Annotated in this window: 18 protein-coding genes; 17 read left to right on the forward strand and 1 reads right to left on the reverse strand. The window is 71.6% G+C overall.

Going from position 1 to position 21,063, the window contains the following annotated elements:
- Positions 1-6 precede the first annotated feature (6 nt).
- The 6 genes from IG84_RS0107995 to arfA are packed head-to-tail and all read left to right on the forward strand — an operon-like array spanning position 7 to position 7,779.
- Entirely contained in the window at positions 7-963 is a 957-nt protein-coding gene (locus IG84_RS0107995; RefSeq protein ID WP_031053102.1) for a carbohydrate ABC transporter permease, read from the forward strand.
- A complete protein-coding gene (locus IG84_RS0108000; protein WP_245659268.1) occupies positions 960-1,811 on the forward strand; it encodes a carbohydrate ABC transporter permease in 852 nt (283 codons plus the stop codon). Before IG84_RS0107995 ends, IG84_RS0108000 begins: the two co-directional genes overlap by 4 nt.
- A 2-nt stretch (positions 1,812-1,813) precedes the next feature.
- A complete protein-coding gene (locus IG84_RS0108005; protein WP_051861502.1) occupies positions 1,814-2,416 on the forward strand; it encodes a hypothetical protein in 603 nt (200 codons plus the stop codon).
- 19 nt (positions 2,417-2,435) lie between these two features.
- Positions 2,436-5,180 carry an exo-rhamnogalacturonan lyase family protein gene (locus IG84_RS0108010; RefSeq protein WP_031053111.1) on the forward strand — a complete coding sequence of 915 codons (2,745 nt, stop codon included), beginning with the start codon at positions 2,436-2,438 and terminating at the stop codon, positions 5,178-5,180.
- Positions 5,177-6,217 carry a rhamnogalacturonan acetylesterase gene (locus tag IG84_RS0108015; protein ID WP_031053112.1) on the forward strand — a complete coding sequence of 347 codons (1,041 nt, stop codon included), beginning with the start codon at positions 5,177-5,179 and terminating at the stop codon, positions 6,215-6,217. Before IG84_RS0108010 ends, IG84_RS0108015 begins: the two co-directional genes overlap by 4 nt.
- Before the next feature lie 32 nt (positions 6,218-6,249).
- On the forward strand, positions 6,250-7,779 hold the full coding sequence (arfA, locus tag IG84_RS0108020; RefSeq protein WP_031053115.1) for an arabinosylfuranosidase ArfA: 1,530 nt from the start codon (positions 6,250-6,252) through the stop codon (positions 7,777-7,779).
- A gap of 17 nt (positions 7,780-7,796) precedes the next feature.
- Here the strand turns inward: arfA and IG84_RS0108025 are convergent, their stop codons facing one another.
- A complete protein-coding gene (locus IG84_RS0108025) occupies positions 7,797-9,683 on the reverse strand; it encodes a rhamnogalacturonan lyase (protein WP_031053118.1) in 1,887 nt (628 codons plus the stop codon).
- A gap of 153 nt (positions 9,684-9,836) precedes the next feature.
- Here IG84_RS0108025 and IG84_RS0108030 point away from each other — a divergent pair, with 153 nt between their 5' ends.
- From IG84_RS0108030 to IG84_RS0108080, 11 genes are all read left to right on the forward strand, one after another.
- Positions 9,837-10,388 carry a SigE family RNA polymerase sigma factor gene (locus IG84_RS0108030; protein ID WP_245659269.1) on the forward strand — a complete coding sequence of 184 codons (552 nt, stop codon included), beginning with the start codon at positions 9,837-9,839 and terminating at the stop codon, positions 10,386-10,388.
- Positions 10,385-11,086 carry a hypothetical protein gene (locus tag IG84_RS0108035; RefSeq protein ID WP_031053123.1) on the forward strand — a complete coding sequence of 234 codons (702 nt, stop codon included), beginning with the start codon at positions 10,385-10,387 and terminating at the stop codon, positions 11,084-11,086. Before IG84_RS0108030 ends, IG84_RS0108035 begins: the two co-directional genes overlap by 4 nt.
- A gap of 72 nt (positions 11,087-11,158) precedes the next feature.
- A complete protein-coding gene (locus IG84_RS0108040) occupies positions 11,159-11,992 on the forward strand; it encodes a pectate lyase (protein ID WP_031053125.1) in 834 nt (277 codons plus the stop codon).
- Between the two features lie 173 nt (positions 11,993-12,165).
- Positions 12,166-12,849 (forward strand): GntR family transcriptional regulator, encoded by a 684-nt coding sequence (locus IG84_RS0108045; protein WP_031053127.1) that lies wholly within the window; start codon positions 12,166-12,168, stop codon positions 12,847-12,849.
- The gene (locus IG84_RS0108050) at positions 12,846-13,757 is read left to right on the forward strand and encodes a dihydrodipicolinate synthase family protein (protein WP_031053129.1); all 912 of its coding nucleotides are present in this window, start codon (positions 12,846-12,848) and stop codon (positions 13,755-13,757) included. Before IG84_RS0108045 ends, IG84_RS0108050 begins: the two co-directional genes overlap by 4 nt.
- Positions 13,754-15,472: an L-arabinonate dehydratase gene (gene araD, locus IG84_RS0108055; RefSeq protein ID WP_031053132.1), complete on the forward strand. Its 1,719-nt coding sequence runs from the start codon at positions 13,754-13,756 to the stop codon at positions 15,470-15,472. The genes IG84_RS0108050 and araD overlap by 4 nt, the downstream gene beginning before the upstream one ends.
- A gap of 97 nt (positions 15,473-15,569) precedes the next feature.
- Positions 15,570-16,508, forward strand: coding sequence for a carbohydrate ABC transporter permease (locus tag IG84_RS0108060; RefSeq protein ID WP_031053134.1), 939 nt, complete (start codon positions 15,570-15,572; stop codon positions 16,506-16,508).
- On the forward strand, positions 16,505-17,353 hold the full coding sequence (locus IG84_RS0108065) for a carbohydrate ABC transporter permease (protein ID WP_245659270.1): 849 nt from the start codon (positions 16,505-16,507) through the stop codon (positions 17,351-17,353). The genes IG84_RS0108060 and IG84_RS0108065 overlap by 4 nt, the downstream gene beginning before the upstream one ends.
- Positions 17,350-18,525, forward strand: a complete 1,176-nt coding sequence (locus IG84_RS0108070; RefSeq protein WP_031053139.1) for a Gfo/Idh/MocA family protein — start codon at positions 17,350-17,352, stop codon at positions 18,523-18,525. Before IG84_RS0108065 ends, IG84_RS0108070 begins: the two co-directional genes overlap by 4 nt.
- Positions 18,522-19,376: a DUF6807 domain-containing protein gene (locus IG84_RS0108075; RefSeq protein WP_031053142.1), complete on the forward strand. Its 855-nt coding sequence runs from the start codon at positions 18,522-18,524 to the stop codon at positions 19,374-19,376. The genes IG84_RS0108070 and IG84_RS0108075 overlap by 4 nt, the downstream gene beginning before the upstream one ends.
- Entirely contained in the window at positions 19,373-21,028 is a 1,656-nt protein-coding gene (locus IG84_RS0108080) for a glycoside hydrolase family 43 protein (protein WP_051861503.1), read from the forward strand. Before IG84_RS0108075 ends, IG84_RS0108080 begins: the two co-directional genes overlap by 4 nt.
- Positions 21,029-21,063: the final 35 nt, after the last annotated feature.

Consider the following 21,063-nt stretch of genomic DNA (forward strand, 5'->3'; position numbering starts at 1 on the left):
CGCGCAGTGACGCTCGTCAAGGCCCCGCCCGGCCGCGTCCGCACGCGACGCGCCGTCACCCCCGTCGCCGTACGGCGACGCGACCGCCGCGACAATCTCGCGGGCTATCTCTTCATGTCCCCGTGGATCGCCGGGTTCCTGCTGCTCACCGCGGGCCCGATGATCGCCTCCCTCTACTTCGCCTTCACCGACTACAACCTCTTCAACATCCCCACGTGGATCGGCCTGGACAACTTCACCAAGATGTTCGCCGACCCGCGGTGGCAAAAGTCGGTCGAGGTCACCGCCAAGTACGTCGTCATCGGCACGCCGCTGAAGCTGCTGCTCGCGCTGGGCGTGGCCCTGCTGCTCGCCCGGAACGGGCGCGGCCAGGGCTTCTACCGGGCCGCCTTCTACGCCCCCTCGCTCATCGGCGCGAGCGTCACCGTCGGCTTCGTCTGGCGCGCGCTCTTCTCGGACGACGCGATCGTCGACCGCGCGCAGTCGTTCTTCGGTCTTCACGTGGGCGGCTGGGTCGGCGACCCGGAGTGGGTGCTCTACAGTCTGGCGGCGCTCACCGTGTGGCAGTTCGGCGCGCCCATGGTCATCTTCCTGGCCGGGCTCAAGCAGGTGCCGCGCGAGCTGTACGAGGCGGCGGCGGTGGACGGCGCGGGCCCGCTGCGGCGGTTCTGGAACATCACCCTGCCGATGATCTCCCCGGTGCTGTTCTTCAACGTCCTGCTGGAGACCATCCACGCCTTCCAGATCTTCGGCTCGGCGTACGTGGTCTCCAACGCCACCTGCGGCCCTGCCGATTCGACCCTTGTCTACACCTGTTACCTGTACCAGAAGGGCTTCAAGGAGGCGCAGATGGGATTCGCTTCCGCGATGGCCTGGATGCTGCTGCTCGCCGTGGCACTGGTGACGGCGGTGCTGTTCTGGTCCCAGAAACGGTGGGTCCACTACGAGGAGGCAGCCCGGTGAGCGCCATCGGTTCGTCCCGCCGGCGCGCCGGCGTCGCCTGGCACCTCGGTGCCCTGGCCGTCCTCGCGGTCGTCCTCTACCCGGTGGTGTGGGTCATCGGGGCCGCGTTCAAGCCCAGCGGCGAGATCGTCGGCAGTCTGGAGCTGTTCCCGGTCCGCCCCGTCCTGGACAACTTCCGCGGGCTGGCCGACGGGATCGCCGACATCCCGATCGCCACGTTCTTCGGCAACTCGCTCTTCTACGCGCTGGGTTCCGTGGTCGGTGTGCTCTTCTCGGCCTCGCTGACGGCGTACGCGTTCGCCAAGATCAGGTTCGCCGGGCGGAAGCTGATGTTCACGCTGATGATCGGCACGCTGCTGCTGCCGTACCACGTGCTGCTGATCCCGCAGTACGTGATGTTCCAGAAGCTGGAACTGATCAACACCTATGTGCCGCTGCTCATCGGGAAGTTCCTGGCCACCGAGGCGTTCTTCGTCTTCCTGATGGTGCAGTTCATGCGCAACCTGCCGCGCGAGCTGGACGAGGCGGCCCGCCTCGACGGCTGCGGGCATCTGCGGATCTACTGGTCCGTCGTGCTGCCGCTGTGCCGCCCGGCCCTCATCACCAGCGCGATCTTCACCTTCATCAACGCCTGGAACGACTTCATGGGCCCGCTGATCTACCTCAACGAGCCGGGCAAGTACACCGTCTCGCTCGGGATGATGATGTTCCGGGACCAGGAGGGCGTCGCCAACTACGGCGGCATGATCGCGATGGCGTTGGTGGCGCTGCTGCCCGTGCTGGCCTTCTTCCTCGCCTTCCAGCGGTACTTGATCGACGGCATGGCCACGTCCGGACTGAAGGGCTGACCATGACGGAGTCCCGGCTCCGGGAGCGGTTCGGGCTCTTCGCCGAGGCGCTGTTGACCGGGGTGTGGATCGCGATGGCCGCGCTGCCGCTGGTCACCTACCCGGCGGCGTTCGCGGCGGGCGCCCGCCATCTGCGGCGGCACCTGAGCCATCAGCCGTCCGGCTTCCGGCTGTTCGCCGCCGATGTGCGAGCGGCTGCCCGCAGGGGGTGGCTCGTCGGCGCCGGCGGCTGGGTGGCCTGCTGGCTGATCTGGCTGGACGTGTCGGCGGTACGCAGCGGACTGCCCGGCGGGCCGCTGGCGGGCGCGGCCGGTGCCCTCGCGCTGTGCGGGTCCGCCGTGGCGGGGCTGCGGGCGGCCGCGCTCTGGGAGCCCGGCGCGTCCTGGCGGGCGCTGCTGGCCGCCGCGGGGCGCCGTACAGTCCTGGACCCCGCCGGCTCGTTCCTGCTGGTGGGCGGGGTGGCCGTGGTGGCCGTCTCCGCCTGGTTCAGCCCGCCGCTGGCCATCCCGGTACTCGGCGCCCTCGCCGCGGCGGCGCTCGCCGTGGAGGAACGGTACGGGCGGCGCAGGGCCGCGGCGGGCCACCCCACGACTTCTCTCGACTAGCGAACGGAAAGGAACAACGATGTCTCCGATCCCCCGCAGAGCAATCCTGAAGGCGGCCGCCGTCGCCGGCGCCGCCGCCCAGTTCAGCCGGGCGCTCGGCAGTGCCACGGCGCACGCCGCCGGTCCGTCCCGCAAGCAGGCCGCCGGCGGCCCCGTGGAGCTGACCTGGCTGGAGGACGGCGGGCTCGGCGCGGCGCCGGGCTCGACGCTCGGCGTGCCGTGGCCGAAGGGCGCGTACGACAAGGATCAGACGTTCGCGCTGACGGACGACGGGGGCAAGAGCCTGCCCGTCCAGACCTGGCCGCTCGCGTACTGGCCGGACGGCTCCCTGAAGTGGACCGCGCACGCCATCGGGCCGCAGGCGGACGCCAAGAAGTACACGCTGAAGGCCGGTACCCCCGCATCGCCCGCCAAGAAGGTCACCGTCGACCGCAAGGGCGGCACCGTCGACGTCGATACCGGCGTCATCACCGCCCGGATCGGCACGAGCGGCGACACGCTCGTGAAGTCCGTCCGCAGGGGCGCCACCGAGATCGCGAAGGACGGCCGCCTCGTGCTGCTGCGCCAGGGCGAGATCGAGGACGGCGACCAGGGCACCGAGAAGTACGAGCGCTTCGAGAGCGCCATCGGCGAGGTGGAGGTCGAGCAGGACGGCCCGGTCCGCGCGGTCGTCCGCATCGACGGCAAGCACCGCCGCGGCAGCCGCTCCTGGCTGCCGTTCTCCGTCCGCCTCTACTTCTACGCGGGCGCCGAGTCCTTCCGCATGGTCCACACGATCACGTACGACGGGAAGCAGGAGCCCGGCGAGGCGAGCGGGGACTTCATCCGCGGGCTCGGCGTGCGCTTCACCGTGCCGATGCGCGACGAGAGCTACGACCGCCACATCCGCATCGGCGGCGACGGCACCGGCCTGCTGCGCGAGGCGGTCAAGGGCATCACCGGGCTGCGCCGCGACCCGGGCGCCGCCGTGCAGGCCGCCCAGTTCGAGGGGAAGAAGCTGCCCGACCCGGCCACCTGGGACCAGCGGGTGACCAGCCGGCTGCACCTCATCCCCGAGTGGGGCGACTACACCCTCGCCCAGCTCTCCGCCGACGGCTTCACCCTGCGCAAGCGCACCAAGAAGGGCCACGGCTGGATCGCGGCCGGCGGCGGACACCGTGCCTCGGGCTTCGGCTATGTGGGCGGCGCGAGCGGCGGACTCGCCTTCGGGCTGCGTGACTTCTGGGAGAAGCACCCGGCCGGACTCGACATCCGCGGGGCGCAGACGGAGGAGGCCGAGGTCACCCTCTGGCTCTGGTCTCCCGAGGCCCCGCCCATGGACCTGCGCTTCTACCACGACGGCATGGGCCAGGACACCTACGCCGAGCAGCTCGAAGGGCTCAACATCACCTACGAGGACTACGAGCCCGGGTTCGGTACCCCGTACGGCATCGCCCGCACCAGCGAACTCCTCTTCTGGGCGCACGACACCACCCCGGCGGCCGACGCGCTCGCGCGACAGGTCGAAGCCGTCCGCACTCTGCCCCAACTCGCCGCGCCCCCGCGTCAGTTCCTCACCGCCGGCGTCTTCGGCCCCGGCCTCTACTCCGAGCCCGACCGCTCCACCCCGGCCAAGGCGAAGATCGAGGACCACCTCGACTTCCTCTTCACCTACTACAAGGACCAGGTGGAGCAGCGGCGCTGGTACGGCTTCTGGGACTACGGCGACGTGATGCACTCCTACGACACGGCCCGCCACCAGTGGCGCTACGACGTCGGCGGCTACGCCTGGGACAACTCCGAGCTCTCGCCGGACCTCTGGCTCTGGTACGCCTATCTGCGCTCCGGGCGCGCCGACATCTTCCGCTTCGCCGAGGCCATGACCCGGCACACCGGCGAGGTCGACGTCTACCACCTCGGCAAATGGGCGGGCCTGGGCACCCGGCACGGCGTCCAGCACTACGCCGACAGCGCCAAACAACAGCGCATCGCCAACACCACCTACCGCCGCTTCTACTACTTCCTCACCGCCGACGAACGGGTCGGCGACCTGATGCACGCCAACGTCGACTCCGACGAGACGTTCCTCGTCCTCGACCCCCAGCGCAAGGTCCGCCCCGACCCCGACTACAAGCCCGACCGGCACGCCCTCTCCATCGGCTTCGGCACCGACTGGTCCGGGCTGGTCTCGGCGTGGCTGACCGAGTGGGAGCGCCGCGGCCCCAAGTGGGAGAAGGCCAAGGCGCGGGTGCTGTCCACCATGGAGACCATCGCGGCCCAGCCGAACGGCTTCGTGCAGGGCAGCGGCCTGTACGACCTGGACACCGGGAAGTTCGCCGTCACCGAGAAGCCGGCTGTCAGCGTCTCCCACCTCTCCGCCGTCTTCGGCCTCAACGAGCTGTGCGCCGAGCTGATCGACCTGGTCGACAACGAGAAGTTCGAGGAGGCGTACCTCGACTACTGCCGCTACTTCAACGCCACCAAGGCGGAGCAGAAGGCACGCTACGGCGCGGACTTCGGCAGCCTGATCCTCTTCCAGGGCCACTCCCGGCTCGACGCGTACGCCGCTCACCGCACGGAGGACAAGAAGCTCGCCCAGCGCGCGTGGGACAAGTTCCTCCGCTCCGACGGCTACACGGAGAGCGCGCCCTGGAAGACGGAGAAGGTGTCCGGGCCGACCGCGCTCGTCCCCGGCAGCGAGGCACCCTGGGTGTCCACCAACGACACCGCGCTCTACGGGCTCGCGGCCATCGAGAACCTGGCGCTGCTGGGGGAGCCCCGATGAGACGCACAGCGCTGTGCGCCCTGGTGGCGGCCCTCGCCGTCGGCGGCCTGACCGCCGCTCCGGCGCGGGCCGCCGCGCCCCACGGCCCGTGCACGGCCGGGGCCACCGGGATCGGCTGCCACTTCGACGTGGCCCCGGGGACGTACGACGTGTCGGTGGTGCTCGGCGGAGCGACGGCGGCGCGTACCTCCGTCACCGCCGAGACCCGCCGCGCGATGCTGCCCGAGACGGCCACCACGGCCGGCCGTACGGTCCGCCGGTCCTTCACCGTCGACGTCCGCACGCCCGAGGGCGAGCCGACCGGCGCCACCGGTACTCCCGGCCTCGACCTCACCTTCGGTGGTGCGGCGCCGGCCCTCTCCGGCATCCGCGTCACCCCGGCCCCGGCCCGCTCCGTACGCAAGATCCTGCTGGTCGGCGACTCGACCGTCTGCGATCAGCCGGGCGCGCCGTACGCCGGGTGGGGGCAGCAGCTGCCGCAGCACCTGCGCCGGGGCGCCGCCGTCGCCAACCACGCCGACTCCGGCGAGAGCACCGTCTCCTTTCTGGCCGATCCCCGGCTCTTCGACACGGTCGAGGCCCGCATCCACCGCGGCGACCTCGTCCTCGTGCAGCTCGCCCACAACGACAAGCAAACCGACGAGGCCACCTATCGGGCCAACCTCACCACGATGGTCGACCGCATCCGCGCCCGCGGCGGCCGCCCCGTCCTGGTGACCCCGATCGTGCGCCGCTGGTTCAACGCCGACGGCACGCTGAACAACCCCACCGCCCTGCTGGTCAACGGCCTCGGCGTGGACCACCCCGCGGTGACCCGGGAGGTCGCCGCCGCGCGTGACGTACCGCTGATCGATCTCACCGCGCGGACCAAACAGCTCGTCGAGTCGCTGGGCACGGAGGGCTCCAAGGCGCTGTACCTGACCAACGAGGCGCGCGACAACACCCACACCTCCGAGCACGGCGCGCGGGTCTACGCCGAACTGGTCCGCGACGCGCTGCGCACACAACACCTGCTGCCCGAGCGGGACCTGCGGTGACCGCGCCGCGCCCCGGACCCCGGAAGGACGCCATGTCACACAGCGCACGCCCGGCCCGCTTCACCCTCGACCCCGCCTTCACCGTCGGGGAGGCCGGCCCGCGGCTCTTCGGCGCCTTCGTCGAGCACCTCGGCCGCTGCGTCTACACCGGTATCCACGAGCCGGACCACCCCGCCGCCGACGAGGCCGGGCTCCGTACCGACGTACTGGCCCTGATCCGCGAACTCGGCGTCACCACGATCCGCTACCCCGGCGGCAACTTCGTCTCCGGCTACAAATGGGAGGACTCGGTCGGCCCCGTCGAGCGGCGGCCCCGCCGCCTGGACCTCGCCTGGCGGTCGACGGAGACCAACCGCTTCGGCCTCTCCGAGTACCTCGCCTTCCTGAAGAAGCTGGGCCCGCAGGCCGAGCCCATGATGGCGCTCAACCTCGGCACCCGGGGCGTGGCCGAGGCACTGGAGCTCCAGGAGTACGCCAACCACCCGGCCGGCACCGAGCTGTCCGAGCGCCGCATCGCGCACGGCGACAAGGACCCGTACGGCATCCGCCTGTGGTGCCTGGGCAACGAGCTGGACGGGCCCTGGCAGACCGGCCACAAGACGGCCGGGGAGTACGCCCGGCTCGCCGCCGAGACAGCCCGCGCCATGCGGCAGGCCGACCCCTCCGTGGAGCTGGTCGCCTGCGGCTCCTCCAGCCGGTCCATGCCCACTTTCGCCGAGTGGGAGGCGACCGTGCTCGCCGAGACCTACGACCTGGTGGATCACATCTCGTTGCACGCCTACTACGAAGAACTGGACGGGGACCGGGATTCGTTCCTCGCCTCGGCCGTCGACATGGAGTCCTTCATCGAGGACACCGTGGCGACCTGCGACCACATCGGCGCGCGCCTGAAATCCAAGAAGCGGATCACCCTCTCCTTCGACGAGTGGAACGTCTGGTACATGTCCCGGGCGCAGCGGGAGGCCGCCACCGCGGACCCGGCGGACTGGCCCGAGGCGCCGCGGCTGCTGGAGGACAACTACAGCGTCACCGACGCCGTCGTCCTCGGCTCGCTGCTGATCGCCCTGCTGCGCCACGCCGACCGGGTGGCCGTCGCCTGCCTCGCCCAGCTGGTCAACGTGATCGCGCCGATCCTGACCGAGCCGGGCGGCCCGGCCTGGCGGCAGACCACGTTCCACCCGTTCGCGCAGACCTCGCGGTACGGCCGGGGCCAGGTCCTGGACGTACGGGTGGACTCGCCCACGTACGCGACGGCGAAGTACGGCGAGGTGCCGCTGCTGCATGCCACCGCCGTGCGCGACCCGGAGTCCGGCGCGGTCACCGTCTTCGCGGTCAACCGGAGCCAGGACGCCGCGCTGCCCCTGGAGGTGGCGCTGCACGGGCTGGAGGTGACACAGGTCGCCGGGCACAGTGCGCTGGCCGACGCGGACCCGGAGGCCCGCAACACCCTCGCCGCGCCGGAGCGGGTCGTGCCGCACGAGGTGAGCGGGACGACGCTCCAGGGCGGCACACTCCGCGCCACCCTGGAGCCGCTGTCGTGGAACGTCATCCGGCTGGCCTGACGGTCCGGCGCATGTGCTTACGGAGTGGAGATCCGCGGCCGGGGCGGGGTGCCCATCCCGCTGCCCACGTAGAAGCCGGTGTGCGGCGGTTGGTTGTAGCCGGAGTTCTGCCAGGCCAGACCGGTGCGGTACATGGTGTCGTGCAGCAGTGTGGTGATCTTCGTGCCGGTCTCGTGGGGTGTGGAGTAGATCCGCAGGTTACGGTTGTCGGAGGTGCGCCAGACGACCTCCTCGCGCCAGTCGCCGAGGATGTCACCGGACAGCACCGGGGTCGCCTTGGTGCCGTTGTTGGAGGCCACCGACGCGCCCGTCAGCAGGCGGGTGTCGCCGGACGTGCCGTACTTGTCGATGCGTGTGCCGTCGAGGAGTTCGCGAGTGGTGTCACCGTCCCACCAGCTCAGGAAGTTGGCCGAGGACGGCTCACGGCCCTTGGCGGCACCCGCCTCGTCGCGCACCTGGGTATCGGAGGCCGACCACATCTCGGCGCCGGCGTTGCCGGACCAGACGTCACCGGCCACGCCGCGCCCGTTGTCGCAGCAGGCGGCGAGCTTCCAGCGGACCGCGCCGTTCTTCGGGTCGATGAACAGCTCGGCGGGCTGGCCGCTGGACTCGGAGACCTTGAAGTACTCCAGGCCCGGCGTGCCCGGGTCGAGGTCGGCGAGGTGCTGGGCGTCGCCGTGCCCGGTCTTCGTGGTCCACAGCCCGGAGCCGTTGTCGTCCACGGCCATCGAGCCATACAGCACCTCGTCTTTGCCGTCGCCGTCCACGTCGCCCACGGAGAGGCTGTGCGAGCCCTGGCCGTCGTAGCCCTTGCCCTTGTTGGTGGAGGAGTCGGTGTCGAAGGTCCAGCGGCGGGTGAAGGCGCCGTTTCGCCAGTCCCACGCCGCTATCACACTGCGGGTGTAGTAGCCGCGTGCCATGATCAGCGAGGGCCGGGAGCCGTCCAGATACGCGGTTCCGGCGAGGAAGCGGTCCACACGGTTGCCGTAACTGTCGCCCCAGGACGCGACGTTGCCGCGCGCGGGCACGTAGTCGGTGGTGCCCATCGCGGCGCCCGTGCGGCCGTTGAACATGGTCAGGTACTCGGGCCCGGACAGCACGTAACCACTGCCGTTGCGATGGTCGGCGGACGCGCTGCCGATCACCTTCCCCTGTCCGTCGACCGTGCCGTCAGCGGTCTTCATGGCGACCTCGGCCTTGCCGTCGCCGTCGTAGTCGTACACCTGGAACTGGGTGTAGTGGGCGCCCGAGCGGATGTTGCGGCCGAGGTCGATGCGCCACAGCCGGGTGCCGTCGAGCCGGATGCCGTCGACGATCGTGTTGCCGGTGTAGCCCGACTGGGAGTTGTCCTTGGCGTTCGTCGGCTGCCACTTCAGGACGAAGTCCAGCGCGCCGTCGCCGTCGAGGTCGCCCACCGAGGCGTCGTTGGCCTCGTAGGTGTACGCCACGCCGTCCGGAGTGGTGCCGCCCGCCGGGGGAGTGATCGGCACGTCCTTGTACCCGGCGCGGAACTGTACGGCGTGCACGGAGTCGCCCTGTTCCGTGCCGTTGACGACCGCGCGGACGGTGTAGTCGGCCTGCTCGGGAGCGCCGGAGTGGAAGTAGTTCGTGGAGTCGGTGATCGGGGCGGAGTTGACCTTGGTGCCGGACCGGTAGACGTTGAAGGAGACGCTGTCCGGGTCGGTGCCGAGCCACCGCCAGGTGATCAGGTTGCCGCCGCTGGTGTGGACGCTGACCACCCCGCGGTCCAGCTTCTCCGCCTGGCGGGCGGTGGCGGCGGACGAGGTGCCCGGCAGCACGGCGAGCGCTGTCGCGGCGAGCGCGCCGGTGACGAGGGCGGTGACCAGGGTGCGGCGGCGTCTGCGCCGGTGGCCGGTGGTGCGGGGTGTCTCGGGGTGCGTCACGATGCCTCCTGCGGTGCGGGGGTGGTCCGTTGCACCGAAGTGGGAGCCGGGCCCCGGAGGGTTGCCGCCCGCTTGCCAGGTAATGACGGCCCCCTTAGCCTGTGTTCGCCCTGCCGGGTGATGGCCGAAATCTCGAACGCGACGGAGGGGTGAGTGAACGGGACCGTGCAACCGACGGTGGCCGGGCGCGCCGACGCCGCGGCCGAGTTCCATGCGTTCTTCGAACGCCATCATGCCGAACTGGCCCGATTGGCGAGGCTGTTGACCGGAGAAGCGGAGGGAGCGGACGACCTGGCGGCGGACGCGCTGGTCGCGCTCTGGCGCCGCTGGGACCGGGTCCGGGCGGCCGACCACCCCGCCGCGTACGCCCGGGGCGTCGTGGCCAACCTGGCCCGCAGCCACATCCGCAGCGCGATCCGCGAGCGCCGCCGCATCACCCTGTTCTGGGCCCAGTGCTCCGACCACGCCGAAGCGCCGGACGTACCCGCCGTGGTCGACGTCCAACAGGCGCTGCGAACCCTGCCGTTCCGCAAGCGGGCCTGTGTGGTGCTGCGGCACGCCTTCGACCTGTCCGAGCGGGAGACCGCGCTCGCCCTCGGCATCTCGGTCGGTACGGTGAAGAGCCAGACCTCCAAGGGGATGGCCCAGCTGGAACGGCTGCTGGGCCCTCGTACCACTACGGAACTGATCGGCGGGCGTACGTGAGCGACGATCTGCGCCGGCGGCTGCGGGAGGCCGCCGCGGCGCACCGGCCGGACCGGGAGCGGATGATCGCCCGGGTCGAGCGCGGCATGACGGCGGCCGGGCAGCCGGTCCCGCGGCGCCCCGGCCGGGCGGCGCCGTGGCTGCGCGTCGCGGGCGCCACCGCGGCCGTCGCTGCGGTCCTGGCGGCCGGCGGGTACGGGGCGTCGGCGGTACTGCACGGCCGGGACCGCCCGGTCGGCGCCGCCCCGCCCGCACACAGCGCTCCGCCGAGTGGCCCGCGTACTGAGGACGGCCCGCTCTGGAGCGACGGCTCGGTCGACCCGCACAGCAACGACTTCTGGGCACAGAGCAACGTGACCCTCAAGAACGCGGAGCCGCTGACCTCGCTCACCGTGGAACTGCGGATCGCGCGCACCGGCGGAGTGGCGTCGACCGGCGCCTGGCGCACGCTCCCCGAGGGCGACTTCACCTTCCGTGCGGACACCGAGGACGGCTTCCTCGTGTACCGCTGGCGGCTGAAGCCCGGTCGTACGGTGCCCGCGGGCACGCATGTCTTCGCGGGGCAGTACGACCACGCCCGCGGCGGCCGGGACGCCGGGGCCGACACCTACGCGGCAACCGCGCGGTTCGGCAGCCAACGGGCTGCAGTACGCGGTGACTTCGCGCCGCACAATGCGGCTGAAGAAAAAACTTCCTGAGTCCCGGCAACCCCTCCCGTACCCGGTGGCGACCAGACGGCGCAGAGTCTCACCCCCACCGAAGGACGGGACATGACAACAGCAGAACAGCGGTCCGCCGGCCGCCACCGCAGGTCGCTCAACCGTCGCCGGGCGGTTCTCGGCGGTGTCGCCGCGGCCGGGCTGACCGGCGCCGCCCTCCTCGCGACCTCGCTCACGGGCACGGCGAGCGCCGCCGCCGGCTGGCCGACCCCCGGCGGCAGCCAGGCGGTCTCCAAGACCATTGAGGTCTCCGGTACGTACGACGGCGGCCTCAAGCGCTTCTACGGCAGCGGCGACCTGGGCGGCGACGGCCAGGAGGAGGGGCAGGACCCGATCTTCAAGCTGAAGGACGGCGCCGTGCTCAAGAACGTCGTCATCGGCTCGCCGGCCGCCGACGGCGTGCACTGCTCGGGCACCTGCACGCTGCAGAACGTGTGGTGGGAGGATGTCGGCGAGGACGCCGCCACCTTCAAGGGCACCTCCTCCGGCGCGACGTACACCGTCACCGGCGGCGGCGCGAGGAAGGCCGACGACAAGGTCTTCCAGTTCAACGGCGCGGGCAAGCTCAACATCAGCGGCTTCCAGGTCTCCGACTTCGGCAAGCTCGTGCGCAGTTGCGGCAACTGCTCGACCCAGTACAAGCGCACCATCAGCGTCAACGACGTGGATGTGACCGCGCCCGGCAAGTCCCTGGTCGGCATCAACACCAACTACGGGGACACCGCGACGCTGAAGAGCGTCCGCATCCACGGCGACAGCAGCAAGAAGATCAAGCCGTGCGTGCGCTACACGGGCAATGACAACGGTGACGAGCCGGTCGAGACGGGCAGTGGCCCGGACGGCACGTACTGCCGCTACTCGGCGTCCGACATCTCGTACAACTAACCGGCTCACAACGCCGGTTGACGCCTGTTGGTCATGTGGCGGCCGCTTTCTTCGCCGTTCTCGTGTCAGAAGCGTTGACGAACCCCTTGGGGGGCTCTAGCTTCATCGCGTCGTACTTCATACGTCGTATATGAGACGTGATGCGCGAGATACGAGAACTGAGAGCGGCCGCCATGACTTTCGCCCCCGCCCCGATCCCTTCCCGCACGCAGTACGTGCTCGAAGCGGTCAAACACCGCATCCTCACCGGGCAGTTGAGACCCGGCCAGTCGCTGGTCGAGACCGAGCTCGCCGCCCAGTACGGGGTGTCCAAGACGCCCGTGCGCGAGGCCCTGAAGACCCTCGCCGGCACCGGACTCGTGGTCATGAGCCAGTACAAGGGCGTCACCGTGCGGATGGTCGACGCGGCCATGGCGCGAGAGGTCTACGACGTGCGGCTGCTGCTGGAGCCGGAGGCGGTCCGCCGCACCGTGCGCGGCGGCGCCTCCGTCGAGGACGCCCGGACGGCGCTGACCCGGGCCGCCGAGGCCGCCGACCCGGCCGACCGGTCGCTCGCCAACCGAGACTTCCACCGCGCGCTGTACCTGCCGTGCGGCAACCCGCTGCTGTCCCGGATGCTCGACGAAGTCCGCGACCAGGCAGCCCTCGTCTCGACCGTCGCCTGGGCGGCCGTGCCGTCCTGGCAGCGCGAGGCCGCCGAGCACGAGGAGATCCTCCGGCTGGTCACGGCCGGGGACGCCGACGGCGCGGCCCGCGCCGTGCACGACCACATCGCCTCGTTCGTCGCCCGGGCCTTCCCCGAGACGGACGAGGCCCCCGCCGGAGAGATCCGCACCGGAGAAGGAGCGCAGGCATGACAGCGGCCGCATACGAGACCCAGCGGGCGGCGCTCGCCGACGTCGTGGCCATCCCGGTGACCCCGTTCGCCGCGGACGGCTCCCTCGACACCGCGGCGCACCGCGTCCTGCTGCGCCGGCTGCTCGACGCCGGGGTGCGGACCCTGACCCCGAACGGCAACACCGGCGAGTACTACGCCCTCACGCCCGACGAGCGGCGCGCCGTCACCGAGCTGACGATCGAGGAGGCGGGGGAGCGGGCCGCGGTCCTCGTCGGCGTGGGCCACGACGTGCCGACCGCCGTCGCCTCCGCGTGCCACGCCCGCGAGCACGGCGCCCGGATGGTGATGGTGCATCAGCCCGTCCACCCCTACGTCTCGGCGGGCGGCTGGGTCGACTACCACCGGGCGATCGCCGAGGCCGTGCCCGAGCTGGGCGTCGTCCCGTACCTGCGCAACGCGGCGCTGAGCGGCGAACGGCTCGCCGAGCTCGCCGACGCCTGCCCCAACGTCATCGGCGTGAAGTACGCCGTCCCGGACGCGGCCCGCTTCGCTGCCTTCGCACGGGACGCCGGGCTGGACCGCTTCGTGTGGATCGCCGGCCTCGCCGAGCCGTACGCACCCTCGTACTTCTCGGCCGGCGCGACCGGCTTCACCTCCGGGCTCGTCAACGTCGCCCCGGCCGTCTCGCTGAACATGCTCGAAGCGCTCAGGGCCGGCGACTACCCGGCCGCCATGAAGGTCTGGGAGCAGATCCGCCGCTTCGAGGAGCTGCGCGGCGCGAACGGCTCCGCCGACAACGTCACCGTGGTCAAGGAGGCGCTGGCCTCACTCGGCCTCTGCCGCCGCGACGTCCGCCCACCGAGCAGGCCGCTGACCGGGGAGGCGCGCGCGGAAGTCGCCGCCATAGCCGCCGGGTGGCCGGTATGAGACGCCCGGAGGAGTACCGAAGCCACCAGTGGTACGGCACGGACGGACTGCGCTCCTTCAGCCACCGCGCCCGCACCCGGCAGCTCGGCTATCTGCCCGAGGAACACCTCGGCAAGCCGGTCATCGCGATCCTCAACACCTGGTCCGACATCAACCCCTGCCACTCCCACCTGCGCGACCGCGCCCAGGCCGTCAAGCGCGGCGTGTGGCAGGCCGGCGGCTTCCCGCTCGAATTCCCCGTCGCCACGCTCAGCGAGACCTTCCAGAAGCCGACGCCGATGCTCTACCGCAACATGCTGGCGATGGAGACCGAGGAGCTGCTGCGCTCGTACCCGGTGGACGGCGCGGTACTGCTCGGCGGCTGCGACAAGTCCACGCCCGCGCTGCTGATGGGCGCCGCCAGCGCCGATCTGCCCGCCGTCTTCGTGCCCGCCGGGCCGATGCTGCCGGGCCACTGGCGCGGCGAGATCCTCGGTTCCGGCACCGACATGTGGAAGTACTGGGACGACAAGCGCGCGGGCCTCATCGGCGACTGCGAGCTGGCCGAGCTGGAGAGCGGGCTGGCCCGTTCGCCGGGGCACTGCATGACCATGGGGACGGCGTCCACGCTGACGGCCGCCGCCGAGGCGCTGGGCGTGACGGTGCCGGGCGCATCGAGCATCCCCGCCGTCGACTCCGGGCACGACCGGATGGCCGCGGCCTCCGGGTTACGGATCGTCGACCTCGTACGCCGGGACGTACGGCTGTCGCACCTGCTGACGGCCGAGGCGTTCGAGGACGCCGTCACCACCGTCCTCGGGCTCGGCGGCTCCACCAACGCGGTGATCCATCTGATCGCGATGGCCGGGCGCGCCGGCGTACGGCTGACCCTGGAGGACTTCGACCGGATCGCCCGCACGGTGCCGGTGCTCGCCAACGTCCGCCCCGGCGGTGGCCCGTACCTCATGGAGGACTTCCACTTCGCCGGCGGCCTGCCCGGCTTCCTCTCCCGGATCACCGACCTGCTCCACCTGGACCGGCCCACCGTCAACGGGCGGTTCGGCGATCAGATCGAGCACGCCGCCGTGCACAACGACGATGTGATCCGCACCCGGGACAACCCGGTCGCGAAGGAGGGCGGAGTGGCCGTCCTGCGCGGCAACCTCTGCCCCGACGGCGCAGTCATCAAGCACATCGCCGCCGAGCCGCACCTCCTGAAGCACACCGGACCCGCGGTCGTCTTCGACGACTACCGGACGATGCAGCGGAGCATCAACGACCCGGCGCTCGGCATCACCGCAGACCATGTGCTCGTGCTGCGCAACGCCGGACCCAAGGGCGGCCCGGGCATGCCCGAGTACGGCATGCTGCCGATCCCCGACCACCTGCTCAAGCAGGGGGTCCGCGACATGGTGCGGATCTCCGACGCCCGGATGAGCGGTACCAGTTACGGCACGTGCGTGCTCCACGTCGCCCCCGAGTCCTACGTCGGCGGACCGCTCGCCCTGGTACGCACCGGCGACCCGATCACCCTCGACGTCGCGGCGCGCACGCTGCGGCTCGACGTACCCGAAGCGGAGCTGGCGCGCCGCCGCGCCGCCTGGACCCCGCCGCCCGAGCGGTACGAGCGCGGCTACGGCGCGCTCTACGCCGAGCAGATCACCCAGGCCGACACCGGCTGCGACTTCGCCTTCCTCGCGCGCCCCGGCAAGGTACCGGACCCCTACGCGGGCTGAGCCCCCCGCTCGCCCCCGCCGGATCCGCAGCGCACCGCCCGTACGGCAGGACGACCGTACGCCGGCCATCGAACGTTCCCGAGAACGGAGAAGAGTCATGGCCCAAGCCGCAGCCGTGGCCGAGTCACCGCCCAGAACCAGACCCCGCCGCGGCACCGGAGCGCACCCGCGCCGGCTGCCGTACCTGCTCATCGCGCCCGCCGGGCTGCTGATGCTGGGCTTCATCGCCTACCCCGTGCTCAGCGTCTTCTGGACCGCGCTGCAGCACGACAACCCCACCAAGCCCTGGCGGAACGGCTTCGCCGGGCTCGACAACTTCACCGAGATCTTCACCAGCGACCCGCAGTTCTGGGGCACGCTGACCTTCAGCCTCAAGTGGGTCGTCGTCGAGGTCGGACTGCAACTGCTCTTCGGGCTGGCCCTCGCGCTCATCGTCAACCAGACCTTCGCGGGCCGGGCGCTCGCCCGCGCGCTGGTCTTCTCGCCCTGGGCCGTCTCCGGCGTCCTCACTTCCGCGATCTGGGTACTGCTCTACAACTCCCAGACCGGCCTCAGCCGTTACCTCGCCGACGCGGGCATCGGGGAGTACGGCACGTCCTGGCTCTCGGACACCGCCACCGTCTTCCCCGCCGCGATCGTCGCCGACCTCTGGCGCGGGGTGCCCTTCTTCGCCATCCTCATCCTCGCCGACCTGCAGTCCGTCTCCAAGGATCTCTACGAGGCGGCCGAGGTGGACGGCGCGAGCCGGCTGCGGCAGTTCTTCCACATCACCCTGCCGCACCTGAAGGACGCGATCGTCCTCTCCACACTGCTGCGCGCGGTGTGGGAGTTCAACAACGTCGACCTGCTCTACACCCTGACCGGCGGCGGCCCCGCGGGCGAGACCACCACCCTGCCGCTCTACATCGCCAACACCTCCGTGGACGCGCACAACTTCGGCTACGCGTCCGCGCTGACCACCGTCGCGTTCGTCATCCTGCTCTGCTGCTCGATGGTCTATCTGCGGCTGAGCAAGTTCGGAGGGGGCGACAAGTGAGTACCACGCAGCCGATCGTCAAGCGCCGCCGTGCCTGGGACCAGGCCCCGCGCTGGCAGACCCACCTCCCGCTCGCGCTCTACCTCCTCTTCACGCTCGTCCCCTTCTACTGGATCCTGCTCTTCGCGCTCCGACCGGCCGGATCCACCTCGCTGGTGCCCTGGCCGATCACCTTCGAGCACTTCGCGAAGGTGTGGACCGAGCGCAGCTTCGCGACGTACTTCCAGAACAGTGTGCTCATTGCCGTGGCCACCCTGGTGCTCACCACGGTCGTCGCGCTGGCCGGCGGCTACGCGCTCGCCCGCTTCGACTTCCGCGCCAAGAAGGGCTTCATGCTGGGTCTGCTGTGCTCGCAGTTCGTGCCCGGGGCGCTGCTGCTGGTGCCGCTGTTCCAGATCTTCGCCCAGCTACAGATGATCAACTCGCTGGGCAGCGTCATCATCGCGGAGACCGTCTTCCAGCTACCGCTGTCGATGATCCTGATCAGCGGCTTCATCAGGAACGTGCCGTACTCCCTGGAGGAGGCCGCCTGGGTCGACGGCTGCGACCGCTTCCGGGCCTTCCGCACGGTCGTACTGCCACTGCTGCGCCCCGGCCTGGTCGCCGTCGGCTCGTTCGCCTTCGTGCACGCCTGGAACCACTTCCTCTTCGCGCTGATGTTCCTCAGCAACCAGGAGAAGCAGACCATCCCCGTCGGCCTGAACACCCTGATGGGCGCGGACAGCGTCGACCTCGGTGCGCTGGCCGCCGGCGGCGTCATCGCGGCCGTACCCGTGGTGATCGTCTTCGCGTACATCCAGAAGTGGCTGATCACCGGCTTCAGCGCGGGGGCGGTGAAGGGATGAGCCGCGCCGGTACGGAAGAACCGCTGCCGGTCGTCCTCGTGGGCGCACGCGGCCACGGCCACTGGCACCTGGCCAACATCCGCCGGCTGGCCGGGCAGGGGCGCGTCCGCCTCGCCGGCGTCTGCGACCTGACCCCGCTGACCGCCGATGAACTCGACGGACTCGGCCCCGTCGCGCAGTCGGACGACTTCGAGACCCTGCTCGCCGTCACCGACGCCCGCATCGCCGTGCTCTGTACGCCCATCCCCACCCACGCCGACCTCGCGCTGACCGCCGCCCGGCGCGGCGTCCACCTGCTCGTCGAGAAGCCGCCGGCGCCCTCCTATGCGGAGTACCGGCGCATGGCCGACGGCATCGCGGCGGCCGGCGTGGCCTGCAACATCGGCTTCCAGTCGCTCGGCTCGCACGCCCTCACCGCCGTCCGCGACTTGGTGCGCGAAGGCGTGATCGGCGAACCGGCGGGCATCGGCGCGGCCGGGGCCTGGGTGCGCGACGAGGCGTACTTCCGCCGCGCGCCCTGGGCCGGGCGCCGCAGGCTGCACGGCGCTGACGTGCTCGACGGCGTACTCACCAACCCGCTCGCGCACGCCGTCGCCACCGCCCTCGCGCTCGACGGCAGCACCGCCGCCGAGGACGTCGCGGACGTGCAGACCGAGCTCTTCCGCGCCCACGCCATCGAGTCCGACGACACCTCCTGCGTCCGCGTCACCACCGCACACGGCAGCCGCGTCACGGTCGCCGCCACCCTGTGCGCGGAGACGGCCGCCGAACCGTACGTCGTGGTGCACGGCACCCGCGGCCGGCTCACCTTCTGGTACAAGCAGGACCGCGTCCTGGTGCAGCGCACGGGGCACGACCCCGAGGAGACCGTGCACGGGCGCACCGACCTGCTGGAGAACCTGGCCGACCACCTCACCCGCGGCACGCCGCTGTGCGTACCGCCCGCCGCCACCGGCGCCTTCATGCGGGTACTCGACGCGATCCGCCGCGCCCCGGACCCGGTGGCGCTGGAGCCGGACGCCTGGCACACCGCAACGACGGCCGACGGGAGCGCCCTCCGCCGCGTCGTCCCCGGCATCGACGGCCTCGTCGCCGCCGCTGCCGACACCCTGTCCCTCTATTCCGAACTGGGCGCCGCGTGGGCGCTCCCGGAGGAGGCGCGCGCCCGATGACCGCCACCGACCACACCCCGACACTGGCCCTGTGCTGCGCCGGCCGCCCCGTCGCCCGGTACGCCTACCGGCCCGGCCTCCCCGCCCGGCTCGCCCCGCGCCCCTATCTGCACCCCGTGACGACCCTGCGCGGCACGCCCGTCACCGCGCTGATGCCCGCCGACCACCCGCACCACCTCGGCGTGGGCGTCGCGGTCCCGGACGTGGCGGGGCACAACTTCTGGGGCGGCCGGACATACGTACGCGACCGTGGACCGACCGCGCTCGACAACCACGGCGTGCAGCGCCACGTGGGCTTCAACCTGTGCGACCCGGACGGCTTCGTGCAGGAGCTGAGCTGGAGCGCGGGGGAACACGAGCTGCTGCGCGAGCGCCGCACCGTCGCGGCCACCGAACTGACCGACACCGCCTGGGCGCTGGACTTCACCTTCTCGCTGACCAACACCACCCCCGGCCCGCTCTCCCTCGGCAGCCCCGCGACCAACGGCCGCCCCGGCGCCGCCTACGGCGGCTTCTTCTGGCGCGCGCCCAAGGAGGCCGACGCGGCCGAGGTGTACACCGCCGATGCCGAAGGGGAGGCCGCCGTGCACGAGAGCCGCGCCGACTGGCTCGCGCTGAGCGGCGCCGACTGGACGTTGGTCCTCGCCGGCGCCACCGAACCGACCCGTCACGACCCCTGGTTCGTGCGCACCGCCGACTACCCCGGTGTCGGCTCCTCGCTGGCCTGCGGGGAGCGGTTACCGATCGCCCCGGGCGACACAGTCGTCCGCCGGATCGTCACCGTGGTCGCCGACGGGCGTCTGCACCGCGACGAGGCCGCGGCGCTGGCCCGGAAGGCGGTGACGGCATGACGGCCGAGGACCGCAGGCCGCTCGTCACGGACGGGCCTGCCACCGCCGGCCGGTTCGGCGCCGCCCGCTTCTCCGCCGACCTCGGCGACGGCACCTACCGCAACCCCGTCCTCGCCGCCGACTGGTCCGACCCCGACGTCGTCCGCGTCGGCGACGACTACTACCTGACCGCCTCCAGCTTCGGCCGCGTCCCGGGGCTGCCGCTGCTGCACTCCCGCGACCTGGTCAACTGGACCCTGATCGGCCACGCCCTGGACCGCCTCGAACCGGCCGCGGCCTTCGCCGCACCGCGCCACGACTGCGGCGTGTGGGCCCCCTCGATCCGGCACCACGACGGCCGCTTCTGGATCTTCTGGGGCGACCCCGACCACGGAATCTTCCAGGTCAATGCCAAGGACCCGCACGGGAGTTGGAGTCGTCCGCGCCTCATCAAGGCGGGCAAGGGCCTCATCGACCCCTGCCCGCTGTGGGACACGGAGAGCGGCGAGGCGTACCTCGTGCACGCCTGGGCCAAGTCCCGCTCCGGCATCAAGAACCGGCTCACAGGGCACCGAATGCGGACCGACGCCACCGGCCTGCTCGACGACGGCACCACGCTCGTCGACGCGGACGGCATCCCAGGCTGGTTCACCCTCGAAGGCCCCAAGCTGTACCGGCACGACGGCTGGTACTGGATCTTCGCGCCCGCCGGGGGAGTGGCAACGGGCTGGCAGGGTGTCTTCCGCTCGCGCAGCTTCTTCGGTCCGTACGAGGAGCGCGTCGTCCTCGCGCAGGGGGAGACCGACATCAACGGCCCGCACCAGGGCGGCTGGGTGCGCACCCCGGCCGGCGAGGACTGGTTCCTGCACTTCCAGGAGCAGGGCGCTTACGGGCGCCTCGTGCATCTGCAGCCGATGCGGTGGGGTGGTGGGGGCACCTCCCGCTCGAGCGCAGCCGAGAGTGGGGGAAGCTGGCCGGTCATGGGGGAGGACGGCACCCCGGTACGGGAGCACCGCAAGCCATCCCTGCCGCCGCAGCCGCCCGCCGCGCCGGCCACCGACGACGACTTCCCCGGCGGGCGGTTCGGCCGTCAGTGGCAGTGGACCGCCAATCCTGCCGAGGGCTGGGCGCCCCCGCACAGCGGCGACGGGCTGCGGCTCGGCTGCGTCCGCACCCCCGACGCACACGACCTGCGCCTGCTGCCGAACGTCCTCACCCAGCGGCTGCCCGCACGCCCCGCCACCGCCGAGGTCGAACTGCGGCTGGAGAGCACGGAACCGGGCGCCAAGGCCGGGCTCACCGTGCTCGGCGATGCCTTCAGCTGGATCGGGCTGGAGCGCGCGGCGGACGGCACCGTACGGCTGGTCCACCGGTTCGCGGAGGCCGTGGCCGAGAGGGAACGGGACGCCGCCTATCCGAGGCTCGCGCCCGACGGCCGGGCCCGGCTGCGGATCGCCGTCGGCCCCGGCGCCCGCTGCCGCTTCGCCGCCGACACCGGGGACGGCTGGACACCGTACGGTCAGGTCTTCGCGGCCACGCCCTGGCGCTGGGTCGGCGCCCTGCTCGGCCTGTTCGCCACCGCCCCCGCCGACGCGGGCCACCCCGGCGCCGCGCGCTTCACGCACTTCCGCCTCACCTGCGATTCGACCGATCCGGCCGATCCGACCGACTGAGGCCACCGATTCCGTCCGTACGCCTGTGGGAGCCG

Origin of the sequence: Streptomyces ochraceiscleroticus (assembly GCF_000720485.1) — a bacterium.
Classification (GTDB): domain Bacteria; phylum Actinomycetota; class Actinomycetes; order Streptomycetales; family Streptomycetaceae; genus Streptomyces; species Streptomyces ochraceiscleroticus.